This is a genomic window from Saccharothrix australiensis (assembly GCF_003634935.1).
Classification (GTDB): domain Bacteria; phylum Actinomycetota; class Actinomycetes; order Mycobacteriales; family Pseudonocardiaceae; genus Actinosynnema; species Actinosynnema australiense.
Window position 1 is genome coordinate 1,378,101 of record NZ_RBXO01000001.1, and the last position, 21,774, is coordinate 1,399,874.

General features: G+C 62.7%; 15 protein-coding genes and 2 pseudogenes. 8 read left to right on the forward strand and 9 right to left on the reverse strand.

From position 1 onward, the window contains the following. Positions 1 to 7 precede the first annotated feature (7 nt). The 3 genes from C8E97_RS06620 to C8E97_RS06630 are packed head-to-tail and all read left to right on the forward strand — an operon-like array spanning position 8 to position 1,258. Entirely contained in the window at positions 8 to 499 is a 492-nt protein-coding gene (locus C8E97_RS06620) for a WXG100 family type VII secretion target (RefSeq protein ID WP_147455008.1), read from the forward strand. Between the two features lie 8 nt (positions 500 to 507). Next, positions 508 to 918 carry a YbaB/EbfC family DNA-binding protein gene (locus C8E97_RS06625; RefSeq protein WP_246018707.1) on the forward strand — a complete coding sequence of 137 codons (411 nt, stop codon included), beginning with the start codon at positions 508 to 510 and terminating at the stop codon, positions 916 to 918. Between the two features lie 16 nt (positions 919 to 934). Further along, entirely contained in the window at positions 935 to 1,258 is a 324-nt protein-coding gene (locus C8E97_RS06630; RefSeq protein WP_147455009.1) for a hypothetical protein, read from the forward strand. A gap of 534 nt (positions 1,259 to 1,792) precedes the next feature. On the opposite strand, the pseudogene C8E97_RS06640 reads toward C8E97_RS06630, so the two are convergent. After that, positions 1,793 to 2,344: pseudogene (locus C8E97_RS06640) on the reverse strand (IS110 family transposase); the annotation flags it as partial. A gap of 230 nt (positions 2,345 to 2,574) precedes the next feature. On the opposite strand from C8E97_RS06640, the pseudogene C8E97_RS33980 reads away from it, so the two are divergent. Continuing rightward, positions 2,575 to 3,027 (forward strand): annotated as a pseudogene (locus tag C8E97_RS33980) (IS5 family transposase); the annotation flags it as partial. Positions 3,028 to 3,051: 24 nt separating this feature from the next. Here C8E97_RS33980 and C8E97_RS06650 read toward each other — a convergent pair. Both C8E97_RS06650 and C8E97_RS06655 read right to left on the reverse strand, forming a co-directional pair. Continuing rightward, the gene (locus C8E97_RS06650; RefSeq protein WP_211346927.1) at positions 3,052 to 4,926 is read right to left on the reverse strand and encodes a Druantia anti-phage system protein DruA; all 1,875 of its coding nucleotides are present in this window, start codon (positions 4,924 to 4,926) and stop codon (positions 3,052 to 3,054) included. A gap of 106 nt (positions 4,927 to 5,032) precedes the next feature. After that, entirely contained in the window at positions 5,033 to 6,601 is a 1,569-nt protein-coding gene (locus C8E97_RS06655; protein WP_121002622.1) for an ATP-binding protein, read from the reverse strand. Between the two features lie 357 nt (positions 6,602 to 6,958). Between C8E97_RS06655 and C8E97_RS06660 the strand changes: the two genes are divergently transcribed. Then, on the forward strand, positions 6,959 to 7,759 hold the full coding sequence (locus tag C8E97_RS06660; RefSeq protein ID WP_170211662.1) for an IS5 family transposase: 801 nt from the start codon (positions 6,959 to 6,961) through the stop codon (positions 7,757 to 7,759). Positions 7,760 to 8,289: 530 nt separating this feature from the next. On the opposite strand, the gene C8E97_RS06665 is transcribed toward C8E97_RS06660, so the two are convergent. From C8E97_RS06665 to C8E97_RS34325, 4 genes are all read right to left on the reverse strand, one after another. Further along, on the reverse strand, positions 8,290 to 12,978 hold the full coding sequence (locus tag C8E97_RS06665) for an ATP-binding protein (RefSeq protein WP_121002626.1): 4,689 nt from the start codon (positions 12,976 to 12,978) through the stop codon (positions 8,290 to 8,292). After that, complete coding sequence (locus tag C8E97_RS33985) at positions 12,975 to 14,480, reverse strand: hypothetical protein (protein WP_147455011.1); 1,506 nt, start codon at positions 14,478 to 14,480, stop codon at positions 12,975 to 12,977. Before C8E97_RS33985 ends, C8E97_RS06665 begins: the two co-directional genes overlap by 4 nt. Continuing rightward, complete coding sequence (locus C8E97_RS33990) at positions 14,477 to 16,144, reverse strand: hypothetical protein (RefSeq protein WP_147455012.1); 1,668 nt, start codon at positions 16,142 to 16,144, stop codon at positions 14,477 to 14,479. The genes C8E97_RS33985 and C8E97_RS33990 overlap by 4 nt, the downstream gene beginning before the upstream one ends. 1,304 nt (positions 16,145 to 17,448) lie before the next feature. Then, entirely contained in the window at positions 17,449 to 17,622 is a 174-nt protein-coding gene (locus tag C8E97_RS34325) for a hypothetical protein (protein WP_170211664.1), read from the reverse strand. 560 nt (positions 17,623 to 18,182) lie between these two features. Here C8E97_RS34325 and C8E97_RS06675 point away from each other — a divergent pair. The 3 genes from C8E97_RS06675 to C8E97_RS06685 are packed head-to-tail and all read left to right on the forward strand — an operon-like array spanning position 18,183 to position 20,085. Further along, positions 18,183 to 18,476, forward strand: coding sequence for a type VII secretion target (locus tag C8E97_RS06675; RefSeq protein ID WP_425470659.1), 294 nt, complete (start codon positions 18,183 to 18,185; stop codon positions 18,474 to 18,476). Then, complete coding sequence (locus C8E97_RS35175; RefSeq protein ID WP_121002632.1) at positions 18,473 to 19,750, forward strand: WXG100 family type VII secretion target; 1,278 nt, start codon at positions 18,473 to 18,475, stop codon at positions 19,748 to 19,750. Before C8E97_RS06675 ends, C8E97_RS35175 begins: the two co-directional genes overlap by 4 nt. Then, complete coding sequence (locus C8E97_RS06685) at positions 19,747 to 20,085, forward strand: hypothetical protein (protein WP_121002634.1); 339 nt, start codon at positions 19,747 to 19,749, stop codon at positions 20,083 to 20,085. Before C8E97_RS35175 ends, C8E97_RS06685 begins: the two co-directional genes overlap by 4 nt. A 21-nt stretch (positions 20,086 to 20,106) precedes the next feature. Here C8E97_RS06685 and C8E97_RS06690 read toward each other — a convergent pair whose 3' ends face one another. Beyond that, the gene (locus C8E97_RS06690; RefSeq protein WP_121002636.1) at positions 20,107 to 21,483 is read right to left on the reverse strand and encodes a serine hydrolase domain-containing protein; all 1,377 of its coding nucleotides are present in this window, start codon (positions 21,481 to 21,483) and stop codon (positions 20,107 to 20,109) included. Beyond that, positions 21,480 to 21,737 carry a hypothetical protein gene (locus C8E97_RS06695; RefSeq protein ID WP_121002638.1) on the reverse strand — a complete coding sequence of 86 codons (258 nt, stop codon included), beginning with the start codon at positions 21,735 to 21,737 and terminating at the stop codon, positions 21,480 to 21,482. The genes C8E97_RS06690 and C8E97_RS06695 overlap by 4 nt, the downstream gene beginning before the upstream one ends. Positions 21,738 to 21,774 lie beyond the last annotated feature (37 nt).

The following is a 21,774-nucleotide window of genomic DNA, read 5'->3' on the forward strand; positions in this document are numbered from 1 at the left end:
GCGGGACGTGTGGGGCACCGGGCAATCCGACGGGGCGGATCAGCTCGGCAAAGCGATCGACGGCTGCGTGAAGGGCTTGGAGACGGCGGCCAACCAGGCTTCGGCGTGGACCGGTGAGGCGAGCAACGCCTATACCGAGCGAATCGATCGGATGAAGCAGGCGCTGAGCGAGATGCGCAAGCCCGCCCACGACGTCGGTCAGGCACTGGTCGACCTCGCCGACGGCTTCGAGTTCAAGGCTTCGGACATGTGGAACAACATCTGGAGCGCCATCGGGTTCGCGGTCGGCATCATCGGTGTCATCGCGGGCATCATCGTCGGTCTGACCGGGATCGGCGCCGTCGTGGGACTGATCCTGGGGATCCTCGGCGTCCTGGTGGGCTTGGCCGCGTGGTGGCACTCGCAGAAGTTCAAGGCCGACGAGCAGATCGCCAAGTGCGCCGAGGCGTCCGCCGACGCTACCAAGGCGATGGAGTCACTGGGCAAGCTGCAGCCCTAGGAGGGGACGTGGACCCGCAGGAGATGGTCGCACAGGCGCAGGAACGTTTCGCCAAGATCAGGCGCGACCCGGAGAAGGCGCTGTTCAGCCAGCACAAAGGTGTGTCACCCAGCGGTGCGGTCACGGTGTGGGTGGACATGATGGGCAAGCTCGTCCGCGTGCACATCGCTCCCAACACCCTTTATGAGGGTGGAGAACCCTGGTTGACCGAGGAGTTCATGGCGGCGCACGAGGCGGCCAAGCGGGCTGCCGAGGTGCTCGACTTCAACATGGCCGACCTCGCGCGTGAACTCGACGACGCGCTGGCGTTGAAGCAGCACGTCACCGCTGCTCCCGAGCTGCCGTCGGTTGAACGGCGCCCCACCGCACGTCGCCCTGATGACGACGAGTGGTTCGAGAACCGGAGTCACCTGCGCTGACATGTCGCGACCACACATGAACGACCGCGGCCTCGCCGTGTCGTGCGCACTGGTCTTCGCGATCCTCCTGGGAGTCGTGGCGCTCGGTTTCGCCCAGATCGCGTCGACTTACCAGTGGTGCGAGGGCGATGCGGCAGGGCAACTGGCGTCGATCCGGGCGGTGGCTGAGCTGCGCCTTGACGCAACACCGGCCGTTGTTTGCCGAAGCGGTGAGGTGACCGTGGAGTTGCCGATCGCGCCGGCTGTCGCCGTCGTGGCGTTCGCCGTGGTCGGCATGGCGATCAGCCTCGTCACAGTCGTCGTCACCGCCCGGCGGGTTCGTGCTGCCAAACGGCGTTGACGGCGAGAACGGCCACTTCGGTGGTTCATTCAGCGCACCGGCTGGGGGACCCGCCAAAGAATCGTCCGTCGGAGTTGAACTTCGACTCGGTTCCTTGCTAGTTGTGGACTCGGTTCCCCAAAACGGAGTATGGCGCGAAAGCCGTCAATTCATCTTCGACGGAGGGGTGCTCACGCCCGAGCAGGTCACCGCCCTCAAGGCTCACGATCAGGAGCTTGACGGCTTGAAGTTCCTCTCGCTCGACTCGGCTGCTCCACACATTCACCCATCGCTGTACCGGAGGCTTCAACTGGCCATCGAAGCGGCTGACTCCGGGCGAACTGTCTATGCGGAGTTCGGTCGAGCGCTGTAGCTGTGTTCAGAGTTTCTTTTCTTCATCAAGAGACTAAAGAAGCGCTCGCCGCGCGGCAGGCCAGCAGGATGACCAGGACGGCACCCCCGGTTCGGCTATCAGCGTGGGACGGGCTTCGTATCATCCCGCCGACCTCCCCGAGGGCAACCACACGTGTCAAGGGGGCGGTCCCGGTCCGACAGTCGGGACAGGATCTCCAGCACCGCCGGGTGGGTGATGCGGGGGCCGATGGCGCGTTCGAGTGCGGGGTGGACGCCGGTGAGCAGGCCGCGGATGCGGTTGGCGATCCGGGTGGCCTCGCCGGCCAGGTCGTCGTCGAACCCGACCAGCACGTCCAGCTCCGCCAGGGCGTCGTCACCGACGTCGACCGGGCGCAGGGTGTGCGGCAGGCTCCGGGCGGCGTCGGCGATGACGAACGCGTCGCGGGCGTCGGTCTTGGCCCGGCCGGGGTAGAGGTCGGCGATGCGGCGCATGGCCAGACCGGGCAGGTAGGCCACCCGGTGACCGGCCGCGCGGGCCACCGCGACCGGCAGCGCCCCGATCGTGGCGGGTTGGTCGACCACCACCAGCAGCGGCCCGTGGACGGCGAGCTTGTCGAACAACGCGCGCAGCTTCGGTTCGCTGTTGGGCAGCGGTGCGTCGTGCAGCCGCTTCCCGGCGGGGTCCAGGCCCACGGCGTGGTGTTCGCCCTTGCCCACGTCCAGGCCGAGGAACACCCCGAAAGTACTGGTCATCGGTCGTGCCGTTCGTTCGTCGCGGGTGGTCGCGCGGTGGGCATCGCAGGCCGGCACCCACGTTACGACGAGACCTGCCCGGCGGGCGGCCGTGTCCCTATCAGCGGTCCGGCGATGCCACCGGGTCCGGTGACACCACCCCCCCCCGGATCATGCCTTCGGCTGGGGGCGTCAGTCATGCCGGACCCGGCGACCACAACTCCTTGATCAGGAGCTACGAAAAAGGTAACGGGGGCTCGCCGACCGGCCCAAGCGTGGTCGACCGGGGCAAGACCGGCTCCAGGATCCACGTGCTGACCGAGCGCGGCGGCCTGCCGCTGGTCACCGGCGTCTCCGGCACCCACACCCACGACAGCCAAGCACTCAAACCCCTGGTCAGAGGCATCCCCGCGATCCGCACCCCGCACGGACGCCGCCGACGCCGCCCGCACAAACCGCACGGCGACAAGACCTACGACGCCGATCACCCGCGCGACTGGTTACGCGCACGAGGCATCCTCCCGCGCATCGCCCGCACCGGACGCGACACCGGCACCCACCTGGGACGCCACCGATGGGTCGTCGAACGGACACTGGCCTGGCTCACCGGCTACCGGCGCCTCACTCGCCGCCACGAACGCCACGCCACCCTGTTCGCCGCATTCCTCAGCCTCGCCGCCACCCTCACCTGCTGGAAACGCCTCACCAAACCCACATCAGACACGTCCTTAATACAACTCCAATTGCTCATACTCGCCGGGCAGGAGTGGCACAACAGGCAGCACGACACGCGCACCATGGCTGACCGGTCGCGTCGTCTGATTCGCCGTGACCGCTGCCAACACGTCTGTCCGCCTGCTGCGTGGGGCCAACCAGCGGCGCATCCACCACGCCGAGATCGACTCAACATTTCCGTTGCTGGAACGCCAGCGAAACTTGTAACTCGGCTCTGCATCGGCGCCAAGCAGGTACGGCAACAGATTGTTCACCAGACTGATACCGTAAATGATGCGCTGACGCCCGTGCTGCAGCAGGACATCAGACGGCCATCGCAACAGGTCAAACCCGTGACGCACCTTGCGGAACTTGGGGTTCACCCCCTCACCGAAAATGCTGTTGACTCGCGCACCTCCAGCGGTCTGCTCCGCAAGGCGGACCAACGCTCGCACTGACTCAGCAGACAGGTGTGACGTTCCGAACGACTTCGATCGACCCAACTGTCGGAATTCAATAGACGAGGAGCCGCCCAGGACCTCTGGCGGAATTCGGATCCGGTTGTACTGGCTAGCACCTGAGCCGTAGAGCGATGTCGTGCCTATAAACACGAGATTGGACCGCCGACGGATCGGCCTACCGGCCATCGAAGAAGCAATTTCGCTTGCATAGCTCGAATAACGCTGCTTGTATGCTTTCACTACTGTAGGGCTGACGGCCAACATACTGACCAGCTTGCCACCCAGCAATGAGTTGTACGGAGCTACAGCTCCGCAGACCGTGAGATCGGCGATCTCAGTGCCCACCGCGTCAGCTTTGGCACGCCGCAGCACGGATACAATCGCCCTTCGTGCTTTGGGGTCCTCGAGTGCACGGGACAGCCCTGAGCGCGTTGGCTTCGGATATAGATATGGCGCGAGCGCTTGCCGGGCACCAAGCAGGTCCGCCAACGCCAAACATCGCTTGCTGCGGAAGAGGTCCAACTCTGCACGCCGACGCCACGCGTCGACGTCATCAGCATCATGAAGTTTCTTGAACTCAGTCGGCTTGACGAATCGATGATGATCGCGCCGTCGACTCTCGGCTTCCTTCAGCAGTCGCTCGATCGCGTCGGTGGTCGGGTTGTCCCACAGCGACGGCCAATAGAGGCCGTCCTTCACTAGGTCATCGACGTACAACTCATTCAGCGCGGTCTGTAGCCGAGCTGCGATCCAACGAGCCATTCGCAGAGTTGGGGTCGCACTCAGGTCCTCCAGGAACACTCCGGACTGCCAACCGATCCAGTCATCCCTCTCCGCTAGTTGCACGACGGCGCTACCAAGCGCTGCAATTCCAATGACTGGATGGAACGGGGCCGCACGATCCCGAATCAAGATCATCAAAGTGCGTCCCGGAGTGCTGGTGTACTGGTTCGACCAGGTATGACGGAAGTACCGCCAAATATCCATGAGCTTGAACCCTGTTTGTGTACAGCGCTCACCTGTCACGATCTGCACGTACGGGTCGATTACCCTGCGCAGTTTTTTCGGGTCTGCGGCTGCACTGTCGTCAAGGGCTCGAAGTGCCGTCGCGAGCTCCTTTCCGTCACGCATAAGACTGAAGATCGATACGAATTTCCCGTCGAACTCCCGGGGCTTCTCCATGGCAACGACGAACCGCCGCACCGATGGGACCGCCAGTTGTTCATCCCGTTTGATGAGCTCCTGGCGCCGGACTCGGCGCTTTTCCTCTACCGGATCACCGACGCCCAACGGAGGTGCAACGGAAACTTCGTCACCATTGACTTGCACATTCCAACCTTGGCCGACAAGGTCGAGTAGTACATGAGTCGCGGCTGTGAGTGCAGCATTATCGCGAGCAAGACACCGTTCGCGCGCCTTTTCAGGCACCAAGCCCCCAACGCCCGCTAGCGCTCGACCAAGAGTTGCGAAAGCACGTCGTTCGGCAGCGCGACACCCTGGCGGACACGGCAACGGATACCAAGTCTTGGTCATGTCAGGCGTTCATGAAAGTAGCGAGTACATCGGCCGATGTCTGGCGCAGTTGCTGCGCATGCCCTCGCTCCACTTGCCGTTGCAGCGTGGCTTCAGCACGGGCAGATGCAAGGACAGTAAGCGCAACCTGGCGCGCAAGATCGTGATCCCTGCCCGATTCACTCATCGCTAGCGGACCGTAAAGATCGCGATACCAAGGATGCTTGGTATTTAGCAGAACGACGACCTGTCGGTCACGTACGACTACCTCGTACGCGCTCATCGTAGGCAACTCCGCAGCGGCGATTTGGTATGGAGCCTCATGCCGGATCAAGCCGTCCACCAGCACCTTTATTTCCTCTGGGATAGGTCGACGTCCACGCGGCAACGATGGTAACGACGCATCCGCGCGCGCTGCCTGCTGCTCCGCAGCACTCAGCGGCTCGGTAGCCTTGACCAGAAGGAATCGGTTGCGAACGCGGCTATTCAATGCTCGGGCGATCGTTTCCAGGTCTGGCGAGATGATTTCCCATAGCTCCGGCCGCGGCGAGATGGCTTGCTTGGCGTGAGTAATTCCAAACAGCTCATCGAGGATGGGATCAAACCTGATCTCGCATCGCCACCAATCGTCATAGTTCTCACGACGCTTTCCGCCCATGAAAAACCATCCACGATCGATCTCACGACTCGCACGTACAACCGATATCGGCGGACCAGCCGTCACGCCCATGGTCCGCTTCTCTTGAGCGGACAATGCGTGCCAGCGATCAACAGGAAGCTCGCTGAACGTGACCGAGATGGTGCCGACTGTGGACCCCACCGGAATCTCGTACAGAAGATCGTCTCCGAACTGTGTGCCACCGGCGATCTTGGACTGGGGCTGCAGGCAGAGGGGGTCATTCGCAACTACTGGTTGACCGTTCACTTGCAAGCTGACCCCGTCGGCGAGGAAATGTCGATAGATTCGGCCGAGATCATCTCTGAGCCTCCGGGCAAGCGCTGACGAACGCTTGTACTCTACCCTATCGCAGCGCATCAACCGCACCACCGTACCTGAATCCGTGTCTGGCACGAACCCCGGCCGTTCAACAAGCTCGACAGGCGGCAGCACCGCAGCATCCGCGTTGACCAACTCGTCGATGTCCAGCCTCGACCAGAGGACACCAGTGCCGGGCCGCCACGTGTAGACTTCGACGCGACGACTGCGGCTCAGCGCACCGTTCGGCAACCCCATACCGTAGCGCCCTAGGGATGATCGATCGTTGAACCGACTCGTCCCACCAAAGGTCAGGGCCTCGGCGAGCGATTCGGCGTCCATACCACCGCCATCGTCGATCACCGTGATTTCAATTTGCCTATCGGCACTTCGCGCCGTTGCGGCTTCCACCTTGACGTGTCGTGCTCCGGCTTGCAACGAGTTGTCGATCAACTCCGCGATCGCAAGTCCCGTCGTCTTGTAGCCAGTATCACGGGTGGCAAAGAGAAAGTTGGCGGGGTCCACCAGCCTAGGCCGAACGGCCGGACCGCTGTCGACGCGCGTCGCCATCAGTTTATCGCCCTTCCGCCAGCGTACTAGGTAGGCGATGATCATACATCGGCGGTAATATGTAGCGTCGGCGCATCAGATGCGCGTCCCCGGAGAGACTACCTCGGTGCCCGGCGCAGTAACGTGACCGCGCGGCGACGAATCAGCATCGATACGCCCCCGCCTGAGTGTCCCGAGAAGCGTGCCAGTGCCGATCATCGATCGTCTCGACGACCTTGTGGTCCTAGCCCAGATCTTTCACGTAGCTGGCGGCTTGCTTCCTGACCCTGTCGGCCGCGTTCGTCGCCTGGCTCGCGGTCGGCGTGGTCGGGGCGGCGGGTGCGCTGCGCATCGCGAAGCTGCCCCGATCTCTGCGGGCGAGCGCTCGTGCGTTGTGGCTGCTGCTCGTGGTACCGGCCATCTTTGCGATCAGCTGGGCCGTGGCGTCGGGGGACGTGGTCGGCCGGCTGGTGTTCGCGCTGCCGGTGGGAGAAGCACTGCCGCCGCCTGATCGTGGACGCGATCTTCTACGTGGTCGACAACGGGATCAAGTGGCGGGCCCTGCCGGCGGACTTCCCGCCGTGGCTGGCGGTCTACAAGCGTTTCGCCTTGTGGGAGAAGGTCGGCGCGGCGCAGCGACTGCTCGACGCGTTGCGCGACCGTGTCCGCCTGGCGGAGGGGAGGGTGGCGGCGCCGTCGGCGGCGGTGATGGACTCGCAGTCGGTGCGCACCGCGGCCACCGTCGGCCGGGCCACCCGCAGCTGGGACGGCGGGACGAAGGTCGCGGGCCGCAAGCGCCACATCGTGGTGGACACCCCGGACCTGCTGGTGGCGGTGCTGGTGACGCCGGCCTCGACGCAGGACCGGGTCGCCGCTCGCAGCCTGCTGCGGCGTCTGCGCGACACCGCTGGGAAACGGGCGGCCGCGCTGGTGTGGGCCGACGGCGGCCACACCGGCCCGCTCCTGAACCGGGCCCGCACGACCCTTGGCCGGGTGGTGCGGATCGTCCAACGCCCACAGGTGCCGTACTTCACCGTGCTGCCCAGAAGGTGGGTGGTCGAACGAAGCCTTGCCCGGATCACCGGACACCGCCGCTGCGTCCGCGACCACGAACGCCACCACCACGAGGCGATGGTCCGCTGGTCCATGACCCCTGCCAGTGGCCAAGGTGCTCGAACGAGTGCAGGCCGACCGACCATGGCGGATAGGTCGGGCCCTCTGTGACCAGTCGCTCCGGGGCTGGCCGGTGCACCCGCATCACCAGCCGCCGACTCACCCAACCCCAGTAGCTCGGAAACGGCTAGTTACCAAACTGGTACCGCGCCCCATACCCGCTGCTCAGAGTCTTGACGGCACGAGGAGATGTGATGTTCGGCAACGCCGTCTCGCGTCGACATGGGCTCAGGTCTCGATGCGTCGACCGAACCGGCCGAGGTCCAGACCCCATGGCCCGGTACTGAGGGCCTTCGACCGGTCGCGAGTCCCCCGTCATGTTTCTACCACAACAGCGGGTCCAGCTCGGCCCACTGGCCGTCGGTGACCTCGGTCGGATACCGAGCCGTTCGCACGGTGGGCTGGTGAGAGGCGGCCAAGGCGGCAGCAGAGGGCACCCGCGGTGGACCCGCCCATGGGAATCGGGCACGATAACAACGGAACTCCTGGCAGAGCGGCGCTTCGACAACGTCCGATTTACCAGGAGTTCCCTCGTCTGCGCACCAAAGAGCGGTCACCGACCCAGGCTCGGAAACGGCCAATTAGAATAGTCGGCCATGATGTGAAGGATCGGTCTCGGTGGCACGTTCGTAGTAGGGGCGAATCGCGGTTCGAACGTATGGCGTTTGGTGAGCATTCTGCACCATGCAGGTGAGTGGAGGCATTGACCGAACCAGCGCTGCAACTTGCTCAGCATCAGCACCGCTGGTCTTTCCAACAAGCGCCTTTTGAACCGTACGGATCTGATCGGCCTGGGTCTGGCTGAAGAACAGCCTCGTCGCCGTGGCCCCGGATACTGAGTCGGGAAGGTCTTTAGGGTACTGAGTGGCAATTACAACACCGGCGCCGAATGCTCGCCCCTCCCGCATGAGAGGTTCCAGGAAAGGCGACTGGACGAGTCGCCATGCTTCGTCGAGCACGACAAGTCGCTTCAGCACCCGCGGCTGTGGTCGCCGTATGAGATGGTTGTATAGAGCCATCAGCAAAAACTCCGCCACGGCATTCTTGACTTCCTCGCCAGGTAGCTGGCTTAGGCGAACTACCGAGCGCCCGTCGAGCAATTCTTCGATAGTCGCCCCGTTATCGCCTTCGTAGGCGAAAAGGTCAAGATCAAAAATGGGGGAAAGTCGGCCAATCAATGGGCCGTGACTGTCGCGCTCGAGCACTTCGCGGATTGCGTCAAAGGGCAAGTATGTCTGGTCGGACGCTGGAGTGAAAGGCTTGCCGTCGACGCCCGAAATCGCGTAGGTCTCTTTCATTGCCTCGCGCAGGTTGTAGGCCTGCTGGTCACCGAGTCGGTAGATCCGCTTGATGATTCCGACGAGTTGGTGAACATGAGACATTGGGTTCGCACGTCCGGATGTCGGATCAATCGGCGGTACCAGCGGATTGAACGGCAGTCCGCCGATACTCGCGTCAAACATGGACAACTGCTCCCTACGCACGTACTCAGTTCCGGCGTAGTCGTCCTTGAAGTCGAGGATCAGCGCTGGCATTCCTCCTGGTGGTGCCATTAGTTCGTGCAAAATGGACTTGGTAGCTTGGGTCTTCCCGCTGCCAGTCTCGCCGGTGATCGCTATATGACCGTTGGCCAGCGGGCGATCGGGTCGCTGCGGGTCATACCAGATCTCAACCGGTTTGCCGTATTGTCCGGAGGCCTGACCAAGGTAGGCGCGCGGCCGGTCGGCTGGCGTTGGCGGTGGATTGTCAGGTATTGCCGTAGTCGCAATAGTATTAGCGGCTGACGGATGCATCGGCTCGGACGCACTTGCTGCGGCAGATGGAGGATACGTGGCATCGCACTTTTGCTCTGCTACCTCCTCTCTATTCACGGCAAAACTCAGTGGCTTGTCGCTCGCGGGGATGTTCTGCTGGAGCGCCTCGACGCCGGACTCATTCAACTGCGTCACGGTCAAAGGAAATACCTGACCGTCCGAAGCCTGGGCGCTAACCATTCTGGGTGGTCTCAGCGATTCTGAATCCACACCAATTGACACCTCGACCAGATGAAGTTCGATGGTGAAAGGAAGATTGCCTTCGAACAGTCGCTGTGCCGCTCCTGCCCACGTCTTGCGATCATCGGCGTCGTGACCACGCTTGGCGAGTTCGCGGTAGACATGCGCTCGAAGCACTTCCCGACGAGCTGGTGTGGTGATGAGTTCGTCGGCTCGGTCAGGGTTGAACACATCACGAAGCAGCATGCCTGTGGACAGCGTCTGGTCCACGGCAGGCCCCGAGGCCGTGTCTCCATCGATGCGGAACTCCGCAGACGTGTCCTGCATAGTCTTTACTTCGAAGACCGTAATAACGCATCGGTCCTCGCTGTACTCGATGCCAAGCAGATCAGCACGCCGAGCGTCTTCGCGCAGGTGTAGCCACCGACGGGCCATGTCATCATCGAGACTGATCAGCAAACGCTTGTGGTTGACGGGGCAACTCGTTTTGTACCAGCGAGCGGCGATCAGAGTACCGAGCAGACCTTTGGTGCGGCTCTGGTCGGCCTGCCGCTCCAAATCGGGCGTCAACGTTAGCGCCCCCACGTCTAGCAGATCCGTGAGCTCTCGCAGGAGATCGTCCAAATCGGCGTCGCTAACGGCGGTGTTGTACTGACGCACGACGTCGCGAAGAGCGTGTCGGAAAGGGCCTGTGGCATCAGCGAATGCGACGACTTCACGGGTTTCGTCGCGACCGCTAAAAACCTGAAGACTACCTAGAAGCAGGTCACGGTCGACATGCCGGTCGGCAAGCACAAACCATGGTGCGGTTGCCGCCGCAGCTTTGAGGCGTTCTCGGACGTCGCCGTCTTGTCTCACAGAAAGTCGGGATGCTGGCGCTTGCTTGGCGACCAATTGAGCGACATTGAAGTACGCTGCAAAGGGCCCTCCTGGCGCTGGCTCTAGATCTACGGTTTTAGCGAAGACACGGTACTTGAGTCGCTGCGGCATCGCCAAGGGCTGGATTGGTTGCTCAACGACACTGAGTGCATCCTGCCTGCCACCGGATTGGTCGAACGCTACTGTGATGTGGGCAAGCAAGTCACCTGGAAGATTAGAGATATCGGCGGGCAGAGACCGTACCTCGAAGCTAAAACGTCGATCCTCTGCAGTCGCCCGAAACAACTGTGCAACCCGTGCCTCACTATCGTCGTCGAGGCCGAGCGACTGGATTCCTGTGCTACGGCCTTTGTAGAGAACAGTGAGGTGTCCACCTTCGATCTTGCCGCTATAGGCTAGATCGGTGAGCAGCTTTAGATAGGGGCCATGGCCGGGTGGATCCAGCAACGCAAGACGCAGTCCGTATCGAGTTGGAGGGTGGGCCTCAAGAAACGCCTCGACGATACGGGCGACCGCCTTGAAGCCGTCGTGCCCAACACTACGCTCCTGCCTGACCGCGAAGTAAGGAAGGTTATCGACCGCGCTGACTTGAGGCAGAACTTGAGGAGTGTCGGGCGTTAGGTCGGGGAGGCACAGGCTTGTGAGGAAGTTTGGCAGCTGCTGTGCGGAGGAAACCACAAGCTTCACGTCACGTGGGCTGAGGCGGTGGCGCTGGGCCGCGACGATGCGAGCGAATTCCGAATATCGCCATAGGTATAGTGGATGCAGAGGGGTCAGCATTGCGATCGTCGCCATCCCGGAGCCGAACGTGATTGTGTCAAGCATCAAGATGTGCGATACGACTTGATTTACATCCTGGGTGTACTCCGCGAATAGTTCACCGTGGGTACGACTAATGCATTTGAGCAGATCATGGTAGCGCTCAACGTAGTTCCTCACGAGATCTCGCGACCCCGGAGTTGCAGCGACAAGGAGAGGCTCTGCTGCCAGCGAAGCGGTCTGCTCCACGATTCTGTTGCGAGCCTGATCAAACTCTGTGAATCTAGTGTTGAGTTCGCGTCCGCTGTCGCTATCGAGGCTGTCAAGGAACTCGATGATTTGACTACTGGTCCATTCCGCCTTGAGATCCTCTTCGCCGCGGTATCCTCGGATCCTTTCCCATATGTCACCTTCATTGCTGGCAATCCAACCGCCGTAGCGGCCTACAGCAACCAGTCGGGTCACGATGTCCCGAACTTCCCGGGACAACTGTCCGCCAACGATGACGCCTGAAGGCAGGTCTGTATCCCAGCGCTCGATGCCGACCTTGGATCCACCGCCGTCTGTCTCGCCGATCCTTGCGACGGTTTCCGCAGCGATGTTGAGGTCGTCCTGGCGGGACTTATCGTCCGACAGTAGGGCTTCGGCAGTGGTAGCTGAGACTGGAATGAGCGAATCTGGCGACTCGGCGCACTTGTCGTCGTCATAGTCGCCTTTAAACGGAAGTGGCTGGGGAGTGGGCGTGATCGGCCGCAATGAAACATCCCGTGGTTCCGGAACTTCGCTCGTCGTCAACAGGTTTGGCTGAGGCCGCCGAACCGAAAAAAGATCTTCGGCATCTGTAACGGTGAGCTGGCCAGTTGGCTCGCCGCGGCGCAGTAGGCGTAGAAGGCGAAGGCCTTGTCGCAGCGCCACTTGCCGATCGGGGTCAGTTTCCTTAGCAATGGTTTCCGCGATCGTTCGACGATCTTTCTCAGTTAAGGTCTGAAGTCGACTGACAAGATCACGGTTTCGGCGAATGCGGTCGCCGACCGCACGATCCTTGGGGTCATCGAACAGCTTGGGATCAGCGAGCAAGCCGAGGCGCGGGAGTTCTCGGCTCGACAGGGTCTTGAATTCCGTCTCTCGGTCGGGTTCGGTGGGCAATGACGCGTAATAGTCGACGAGTTGGCCCAGCGAGATGTTGCGGTCCGTGCCAAGCTTCTTCCACCAGTTGATGAGTACTTCATTCGTGGCGGCTGGGCCGGTCTGCGCGAGGTGCACGAGTAGGCGCTTGAGTTGTGTCGGCCCTACAGGCGCGAAATCCTGCATTGACGACAGTCTAGCCTGGTCATCGGTGGCAATGACGACAATGGTCGCATCAAGGTTTCGGTCGTTGCGCCACTGCTCGGCTTGCTGAATGCTGCTGGTGAACTTGTCCGCGGGTATACCGGCGGCCGGAGCCAACGTATCGACGTCACTTTTCAGGTACGCGATGCGCAAATCTGTGTGCTCGATAGTTTTAGCGAGTCCCTTCAGTACGACTGCTGTGTCAAGATAAGGCACGTCTTGGATTAGTATTCCTACGGATCCAGACAGCTGGATGATTTGCGTGCAGAGGAGGTCGCTAATCAACTGTTCGCGGAGTACGATCGTCATAGAACTGTCAGGCTTTCAGGATCGGTGGTTATGACGGTCTGGCCGTCGGCGTACGCCTTAGCGTATCCAGCTTCAAGTATCGCGCTCCGCAAGGCCTCCACGTTGAGTCGCAAGTCTTCTTCGTTGACGGATGTTGGCGTCCCGAACGGCTTCCCGGAAAGGTTGTTGTGCCGGACAATCTGATCGTCAGTACGTTGACCTGCAACGATTCCGTAGTTGATGCGTAGTTTATCGAGGAACTCCGGGAAGTCGAGAGGCTGATCTGGCTCGACTGTCGCGGCGACAAGAGTTTCCAAGAACTCGGTGGTGATTCCGTATCTCTTCTGCAGTCGTCCGCCACGCCCGCTGTTCGCCCATGGAGTAAGATAGCCAGCGCGGCGGCCTAGTTCGGTGAGAAAACCAACGGGATGGTTTTTCTCCTCAGTGGCCACCTGCCAAAACGCCTCGCTTATAGCCTCCAATTCAGAAGCTTGATCGTCGTGGCGATACGCGTCAAACCCATTGCGAATACGCTGTTGCGTTCTAGCGGGTAGATTTAGGATCATCTGATCGGCGCCTACTGTCTCAACTTGTTCTGATATCCGGTCTCGAATCCGGCGCAATATCAGTGTTTCTAGCACGTCACCAGCGGCCCGGAGTGACGCGCGGGAGGCGTTGCGCAAGGATGTACGGGAGCCGTCGAACATGTCGATCAAAATCGGTGGATGAGGGGCGCCATCCACAACTTCGGAGTATCGGCTTATGAGGTGTACGTGAATGACGAAACACGAGAACATGACCATGCGTCGAAGCGAGTTTAGTTTTGATCCGCTGTTCTGCTCAAAACGCGCAAGGCGGTCAAGAGATGCACGAAGCCTTCTTAAGGTTGGCGAAACGATGGTGCCAGTGGCGTCAATGGTGAGTGGTGAGTAAGTAGTCTGCCCATGATCAGAAGTAGCTACAGATTCCACCTTGCTCGGTTGAGCGAACTGCATCATGGGCATTGCCAATGTCGACCAGGGGTCGTCATCGATCAATAGGATATCGCGAATGTGTGTGGCAGCGTCCCCTTCCTGGCCTGCGGTCAGTAGCTCGGCAAGGAAGATCCCGCAGCGGTGATCGGAAGGGTCGCGAGTCAAGAGTTTTTCGTTGGACAGTGTGTACGATGACTGTGCCGCGTCGCTGAAAACGGCCTTATCTGCGGCGAGCACACCTTCGGCAAGGCTTCGCAGCGTACTAAGGGCGTCGGAATCTACAGTATCACTATCACGGCCTGTAAAGGCTCTTCCGTAGTCATTAAGGATTATGCCATTAGGGAAACGCTCCTCCTGGACGCGAGATTTCTGATTTAGGATTGACCTGCGCAGGAAGTGGGCGAGTGCGTCGGAATCGTATGTGCGTCCCACGAGCGCGCGTCCCAGTCCGTTTGCCACGTGCACAGGCTTGATGGATGTGCTCGTAGGCAGGAGGTTGAATACGTCGTTGTAGATGTCATTGAATAATGCTTTGAGATCGGTAATCACAGTCGATACCTCGCCGCAGGATGGCGTTGAATCTCGAACCTGTCCTCGATCTCCTTTTCTACGTTACGGATACGAACATCCACCACATCGGTCTTGCCAAGGCTCATACTGTTGTGCACCTTGTCGACAAATCGTGTAACTCGTCGGGTCGCGCTGCGCGACCAACTCGTCCGACCGAGTCCCCAGCGCGCTTCTACCAGCGTAAGGTACAGGGCGCGGTCGACCAGAAGGTGGGCAATCGCGTCGCCATGCTCATCCATGGCGGTAAGGGCAAATGCCCGGATTATCCGCTGCTCCTGGGGTAGCCATTCATCAACCCATGAAGCCAGTTTAGGTGGCCTTATGTCAAACCGCCCGTGGCGAACTTCATGCAACGCCAAAAAGGTGCTTGGTGCTTTGACGTCGAATCGGTGGCTTTGCCATAGGACTAGGCGTTCCCGATCTGTGTCGGGGCAGTCCGGCTGGTAAAAGCGATTAATCGCGAGCAGCAAGTCTCGCACGACGGTGGCGCTTCCCGCGCCCCCATCGTGTACTAGCTTGTCGAAGCTGCGCTCATCGCCTGGCATGAGTGTGACTAGCGACTGACCATCGTGGTGCTCGAAGAAAAATCGCCGCTTAAGCGCCTTGTATTCGACAATGCGATCGTCGAATGGCAGGCGCTGGATGGACGGCGGAGGTCGCCCATCTATCCAGTCCTCAGCAACCGTGGTGCCGCGCCATAGATCTATATCTCGCCGAGGATGTGTGACCGCGGCCGGGTCAAAGGACGCTCTAATGGCGTCGAACAGAGGGCCACTACCACCTTCGAAGGCAAGTTGCGCGTAGTGGTAGGTGTATGATTTCTGCGTTGCCAGCCGTGTATCATTATTAACGCCGCCAGTGATCAAAAAGGCGATGAAGCCCACAAGCTGTCGCATGGTGGCGTGGTGCCCACGGCGGGCGACCTCTTCGAGCAACATTGCGATTCGCTCGCGGACCTGTGGGTGCCTCATTATATTGCGATTCATTACGGCGGGGTCGGCGGGTGAGAGGCCAACGTAGAAACGGTCATTCGTCAGTCGCTCGATGACGTCGAAAACGATCGTCCGAGCTAGTACGTTACGTAGGCTCAGGTCGATGACTCGGACCAGCCCTTCGGGCCCCTGTACGGGCTCGAAGTTGTAAGAAATTGCGTGCTGGACTTGACGAAGAGCTTCCTTTAATGGTCTGAAATCAGTAGCGCGAGGGTGGCGTCGTAGGACGAAAAGTGGCCATTCATTGATTGCCAAAACCATTGCCCGACCGCTGCTGTTGCATTTTTGCCACTCGCTCAGGATGTAATCGTCCGTCAGCTCGTTTGCGTCAGTCAGTACGAGCGCGCCAACCTTTTCCAAAGCCGGTCGGAGTCGCTCGATGAGGTGAGTCTTTCCGTCACCCGGGTTCCCTGTCACAATCATCTGGTGACCGCTCTCCGCCAGGTTTATAACATGGTCGTTAAGGCCGAGATCGACGTCGACCCATCCAAGCTCTTCGGTGGTCAAGCGGTCCGCATAGCTGTTACTGCTGCGATAGAGCCGCTCGATGAACTCGCTCGCGCGAACAGGGCGAGGCTGGTTCTCAGGGCGTTCATCGTCAGCCATAGCGCCCTGAAGGGCGGCAACGACACTCGGCTCCTGCGTGGTCACTCGTTTACCGCCCATCTCCAAAGCGCCACGGGTATGTCCGCCATTGCCTACGAGACTCTGACGGCTCGAACACCCTAATCATCGAGGTCTCCCCATAGGTCTTCTCTGTTGTAGCGGGAGTGTTGACGAACAGGAGACTGCCCTGTCCGTTACACCGGCTAGCCTGCGTAGGGACAGAGTAGTGCTTCATACTGCGGGACGCGGGCGCTGACGTGATCGGCTGCCTGGGCCACTGCGTTGTCTCTGTCGGCCAGACGGTGGAGGACGGGTTCGGTGGCTGCGGTGGCCTGGTACCAGGGGCCCGACAGCCGCCGGTTCAGGGCTGATGGTGGCCGAAGCCTCGGCGGGTCCTGGGCAGGGACGCTGTATCAGGGATGAGCAGCCGCTTGTTCGCGGATCAGGTTTCACGCGCTGGCGTTTCACCCGACGAAGACGGGCAGCTCGTCGACGGACTGGAAGGGGAACGGGTGCTGTTGGCGGGTGCGTTCGCTGCTCGGCGGCGTGGTGGTCGAGTCCGCAGCACTGCGTGATGACGGTCGGTGGTGCGGTGTTGATGTCGACCAGGGCGCCGTCGTTGTACTGCCGTGGCAGGGCTGCTCGGCCGGATGTCCCGTGCGAGTGGCGGGTCGCGTGCGACGAGCATGTGTGGTTCCTCTCGTCCGGTGCGCAGGGCCAGTGCCGTGGCGACAGTGGAGTCCGCGGTCTTGGAGTGTGGTGGCTGCGAGGTCGGCCTGATGGGGTGAGGAACTCCTGGGCGTCGCCGGATGCCGCTGAGCTGGATGTAGGCCGCGATCATGATCGAGATGACGCCGATGTCGCCGATCGTGCTGCGCACGTCTGTGGTTGACGCCGCGGACCCGCCCTGCGGGGAGGGCATGATGAACAGCAACGCTCTACGCCCTGCACTGGACGAACGCGACCAGGCGATCACCGCGTCCTTCGAAAGACCGCTGGACGAAGCCTCCCGTCGGACGTGGGAGGCGCCGCCTGAACACGACTGGGTCCGTTTCCGCGTCAGATTCACTGCGGTCGACGACGTGGAGGTGCGCGGCTGGAGCCACCAACTGCCCACCAGGGTGGAACAGGCGCCGGTGGGGGAGCGGGTGTCGGTCATGGTGACGGGAGAGGGCGCCGACGTCCGGTTCACCTCCGCCCACGCCGTGCGGGTGGGGAGCCGAACGTCCAAAGTGTGCCGTGACCGAGGGTCTCGGATCGAATCAGTGACGCACCGTGTAGCAACTGCTCAGGGGAATGGGGCAAGGCGATGTGGAGTGTTCGACGACGTTGTCTCGTGCCGACCCGGCTCAGGTTTCGATGCGTTGCCCGAAGCGGCTGAGGTCCAGGCCCCACGGCTTGGTGCCGGCGGAGTCTTCCGGGCGGCCGTCGTGGTGGTGGGCGTACCAGTCGTCCTCGATCGGTGTCAGGATCAGGTCCTCGTCGTCCCAGTGGTCGCCGGGGGAGCGTCCGGGGCGCCACACCAGTCCTGCGGTGCGCGTGGTGGCGGGGGCGCGGGTTCCTGTCGTCGTGCATCCCCGCGATCGGCTGAAGGACTCGAACGAGTACGGCCCGGCCGACCACGGTGGGGAGGTCGGGAGGCTTGAGTGGCCAGTCGTTCCAGGGCCTCCCGGTGCAGCGTGAACGTCAGCCGTCCGACCGCGTCCCCCGACGCCACGGCCCAAGTGGCCGCGAAGAGGGTGGGCGCAGGTGAGGACGCTCGACATGCTCAGCGGTTCCTGAGGAATGCCTCTGATCTCGGCTGACGCCCTGGCCTTGGGGCGGATGCAACGATCCGCGCGATGCCCGGGGACGACGGCAAGCCCGAGATGATCGCTCCGGTGGTATGCGGGTGATGCTCTGGTAGCGGATCGGTGTTGTGGTGGTCGGTGTGGGACTTGGCGCAAAGCGCACGTGTTGCACGCGTGAACTCGGCTGATCGGGTTACGGGTGCCTCGATCCGCGGGTTGTCCGTCGAACTGTCGCGTACAAAGGCTGCTGTTCGCACCGCTGACGAGACGGGGAGGCTCGGGTGGCGTTCGAGGTGGTGCCGGCTGAGATTCGGGAGCACGCCGAGCAGGTCCAAGAGCAGGGGGACGTGTTGGCGCAGGCGCTGGATGCCGCGCGTCAGGTGTCGATGCCGTCGGATGCGTACGGGGTGCTGTGTCAGCCGTTCACGTTCTTGCTGGACCCGCTGGAGAAGTGGGGTGTGGATGCGTTGTCCCAAGCCGCCTCGGCACTCGACTCGATGGCGGAGTCGTTGAAGGCGACCGCCGAGGTCTACGAGCAGGTCGAGGGTGACAACGTCGACCGGCTGGACCGGTTGGGGCGCGGGTGAACAACCCGTTCGTCGCGAAACCGGAGGACGACACCACTGCGATCACCGGGATCGGCCTGTTGGAAGCCGGGCAGGCCGCCTTGGACGGGATCGACAAGGGGGACTGGGTCGAGGCGGGCCTGGGGGTCGTCGGCGCTGGGCTTGAGGCGCTCGGTGTCTTCATGGACCCGGTGGGCACCTTGGCCTCGTACGGCGTCGGGTGGTTGATCGAGCACGTCCAGCCGTTGCAGGACATGCTGAACGACCTGGCCGGGACACCTCCGGCCATCCGTGCCTACGCGCGGACCTGGCAGAACGTCAGCGAAGGCGTCGAGAGGGCCGCCGATGGGTTGGAGACCACGTCCCGTGATCGCACGGCCGGGTGGCGTGGTGCCGCGGGTGACGCGTACCGGGCGCGTGCCGGGGAAGTGGTCGACGCCCTGCGGGGTGCGTCGAGGGTGTGCAGCGGTGTGGGGGCCGTGGTCACGATCATGGGTGAGGTCGTGGCGGCGGTGCGGGAGTTCGTGCGGGACCTGATCGCGGACGCGGTGGGCAGGCTCGTGGTCTGGGGTCTGGAGTTGCTGGTGACGGGCGGTGCCGCGGCGCCGGTGGTGGCGATGCAGGCCACCAGCCTGGTCGCCAAGTACGCCGCCAAGATCGCGGACGTGGTGCGCAAGCTGCTCAAGACCATCTCCAACGTCGCCAAACGGCTCGACGGGCTCGCCGAGGTGCTGCGCATGGCCTGGCGCAAGCTCAAGGAACTGGCCGACAGGCTTCGCCGTAAGGACTCTGATCCGCAGCACAAGGACCCGCGGGATGTGGAGCGGCAGCGTCGCGAGAGGGAGAAGCAGGAACTCATCGCTGAGGCTCAGGCCAATGGCGTGAAGATATCTCCGGAGAAGGTCGTTGAGATCGGTAGGGATCCCAACGGGAAGATCGTCTTCCTGGAAGAGGGAGGGGTCAACCCCCGCACCAACAAGGAGTCGGGCCTCGCACACGTGATGAAGCACAAGGACGAGTTCACCGCCGCCGGGATCCCCGAGGGCGAGATCGCCGAGGTGGTGCACCGAGCCGCCACGGATGGCAAGTACACCGGATACTTCCAGGGCAAGCCGCCTGGACGACCGATCTTCGAGGTCGAGTACGGTGGCCGGACGCACTACATCACGGTGTCGGTGGGCGACAACGGGTTCATCGTCGGCGCCAACATCCGGAGTGCGACCGCACCGTTCAAGGACGCGCGTCGCGACCCGCGCGCGGAGGCGGATCCGAATTACCGGGGATGGGGAGAATGAGCCGACTGATCTCGGTCCGTGTGGCGCCGGAGTGGGAGTGCTTCCCGTTCTGGGTCCGTACCGCGGACCAGGTGATCGCCGACAACTGCTCCGCCGAGCGGCTCGTGGCCGAGTTCGGTGCGCCTGCGGACCTGGTCCAGGCGATCGATGTGTGGGACGACGAGTTCCAGGCCGTGTACAACCGCAGCGACCCGGAGAGCTCGGGCTTCCCCGACGAGGCCACGACGGCGGCGTGGCACGAGCGGGGGGAGGGGTTGGCTGAGCGGTTGGCTGTGGCGTTGCGGGTGCGGATCGAGTTTCACACCGCGCGCGGGGATCGGGTGTTCGGCGGTTGAGGTGCGCACGGTGGTCGCGGGTCACTCCACGCGTGGGTGCACTCGGCAGTTGGTGTGGAGGTAGCGGGCGGGGCCGTTGGTGAAGTCGTGGATCGCCACCGTTCGGGTGTCCTCCAGCGCATCCGTCGGCGGCATCAGGAAGTGGGTCTCGCTCACCGGTAGCAGTTGGTACCTGACGCGGTTCGGTCTCCGGAGGAACTCCGCCTGCACCGGGTCGAGGACCAGCGTCAGGTGCAGCTGCCCGCCTTCCGCCGACACCTCGTGGCGTGCGCCGGGGCGCTCGTACACGCCCTCGTACCTGGACAGGTCGAGGTCCAGGGTCGGGTCCGGCGCGGGGAGGTCCGGGATGGTGACCGCGCCGAGGTCGGACAGGATCTCGTTGAACACCTCGCGGTAGAAGGCTTCGCGCGGGCCGCCGTTGGTCAGCATCGTGATGGCGGTGTTCGAGTCGGGCAGCAGTCGCAGCCGGGCGTTCTGGCCGATCGTGCTGCCGTCGGTCGCGTAGACCGTCTTGCCGTGCCAGTCGCACACCATGAGGCCGAGTGCCCATTCCGGCCCGAACAGGTAGGGGTCGGGCACGGGCACCCGCGAGCGCTTCATCTCGCGGACGCTGTCGGCCGACACGATGCGGTTCCCGTTCGGCGCCACGCCCTCGTGCAGCAGGACGTGCGCCATCGCGAGCACCTCCCGGACGGTGGAGGTGATGTTGCCGCCGGGGCCGAAGGCGCGTGGCAGGTGGTCCACCGGTGTGACGATCGGGCCCTCCTCCGGGGACCTGAGCAGGTGCCCGGTCGCGGCGCGCGTTCCGTCCACCTGGTCGTGCCGGGTGTTCGTGCTCGTCAGGCCCATGCGGTCGAAGAGGCGGTCCCGCATGACGTCGTCCCAGCGCTTGCCGTCGCGCACCTCCAGGATGCGCCCGAGGATCGCGTACCCCAGCGCCGCGCTGTAGCCGTGGGTGCGGCCCGGCGGGAAGACTTGGGGCGCGTCGGCGATGTTCTCCACCATGCGCTCGTAGACGTCGTCGCCTTCGCCCGGATCGCCGTAGTCCTCTTCGACGCCGTTGGTGTGGTGCAGCAGGTGGCGCGGGGTGATTTCGGCCGTCGCGCCGGCATCCGCGACCGTGAATTCGGGCAGGTGGGCCCGCACGGGCTCGTCCAGGTCCGCTTTCCCTTCCTCGACGAGTTGCAGGAAGGCCAGCGCGGTCCAGGTCTTCGTCATGGACCCGCACTGGTAAACGGTGTCCGTGGTCGTGGGTGCGCCCGTTTCCACGTTCCGGACGCCGATCGCGAACTCGGTGATTTCCCCGTCGTGGAGCACGCCGATCGCGGCGCTGGGTATGTCGTATTCCGCCAGGAGCGCGGTGACCCCGGCTCGGAGCCGCTCCGCGTCGATCGTCATCGCGGCAGGCCGATCGCGTTCGCGGCGTCCGCCTCGAAGAACTCCGTGGTGGCGTGGGCGCCCGCCTGCGCCTCGAAGAAGTCCCGCACGACGTCGAGCGAGTCGTGCGCGATGATGTTGACCGCCTTGCCCCCGTCCGTGCTCGCGACCGCCACCTTCCACTCGGCCCCGTCGGGGAGCTTGGCGTACGCCTTCTTCAAAGAGCCCCAGAACTCGTCGGCGTCCGAGACCGTCGACACGGCCATCACGTGCATTTGTTCCGCCCTCTCTTTCCGGATAAGGCAGAAGTTA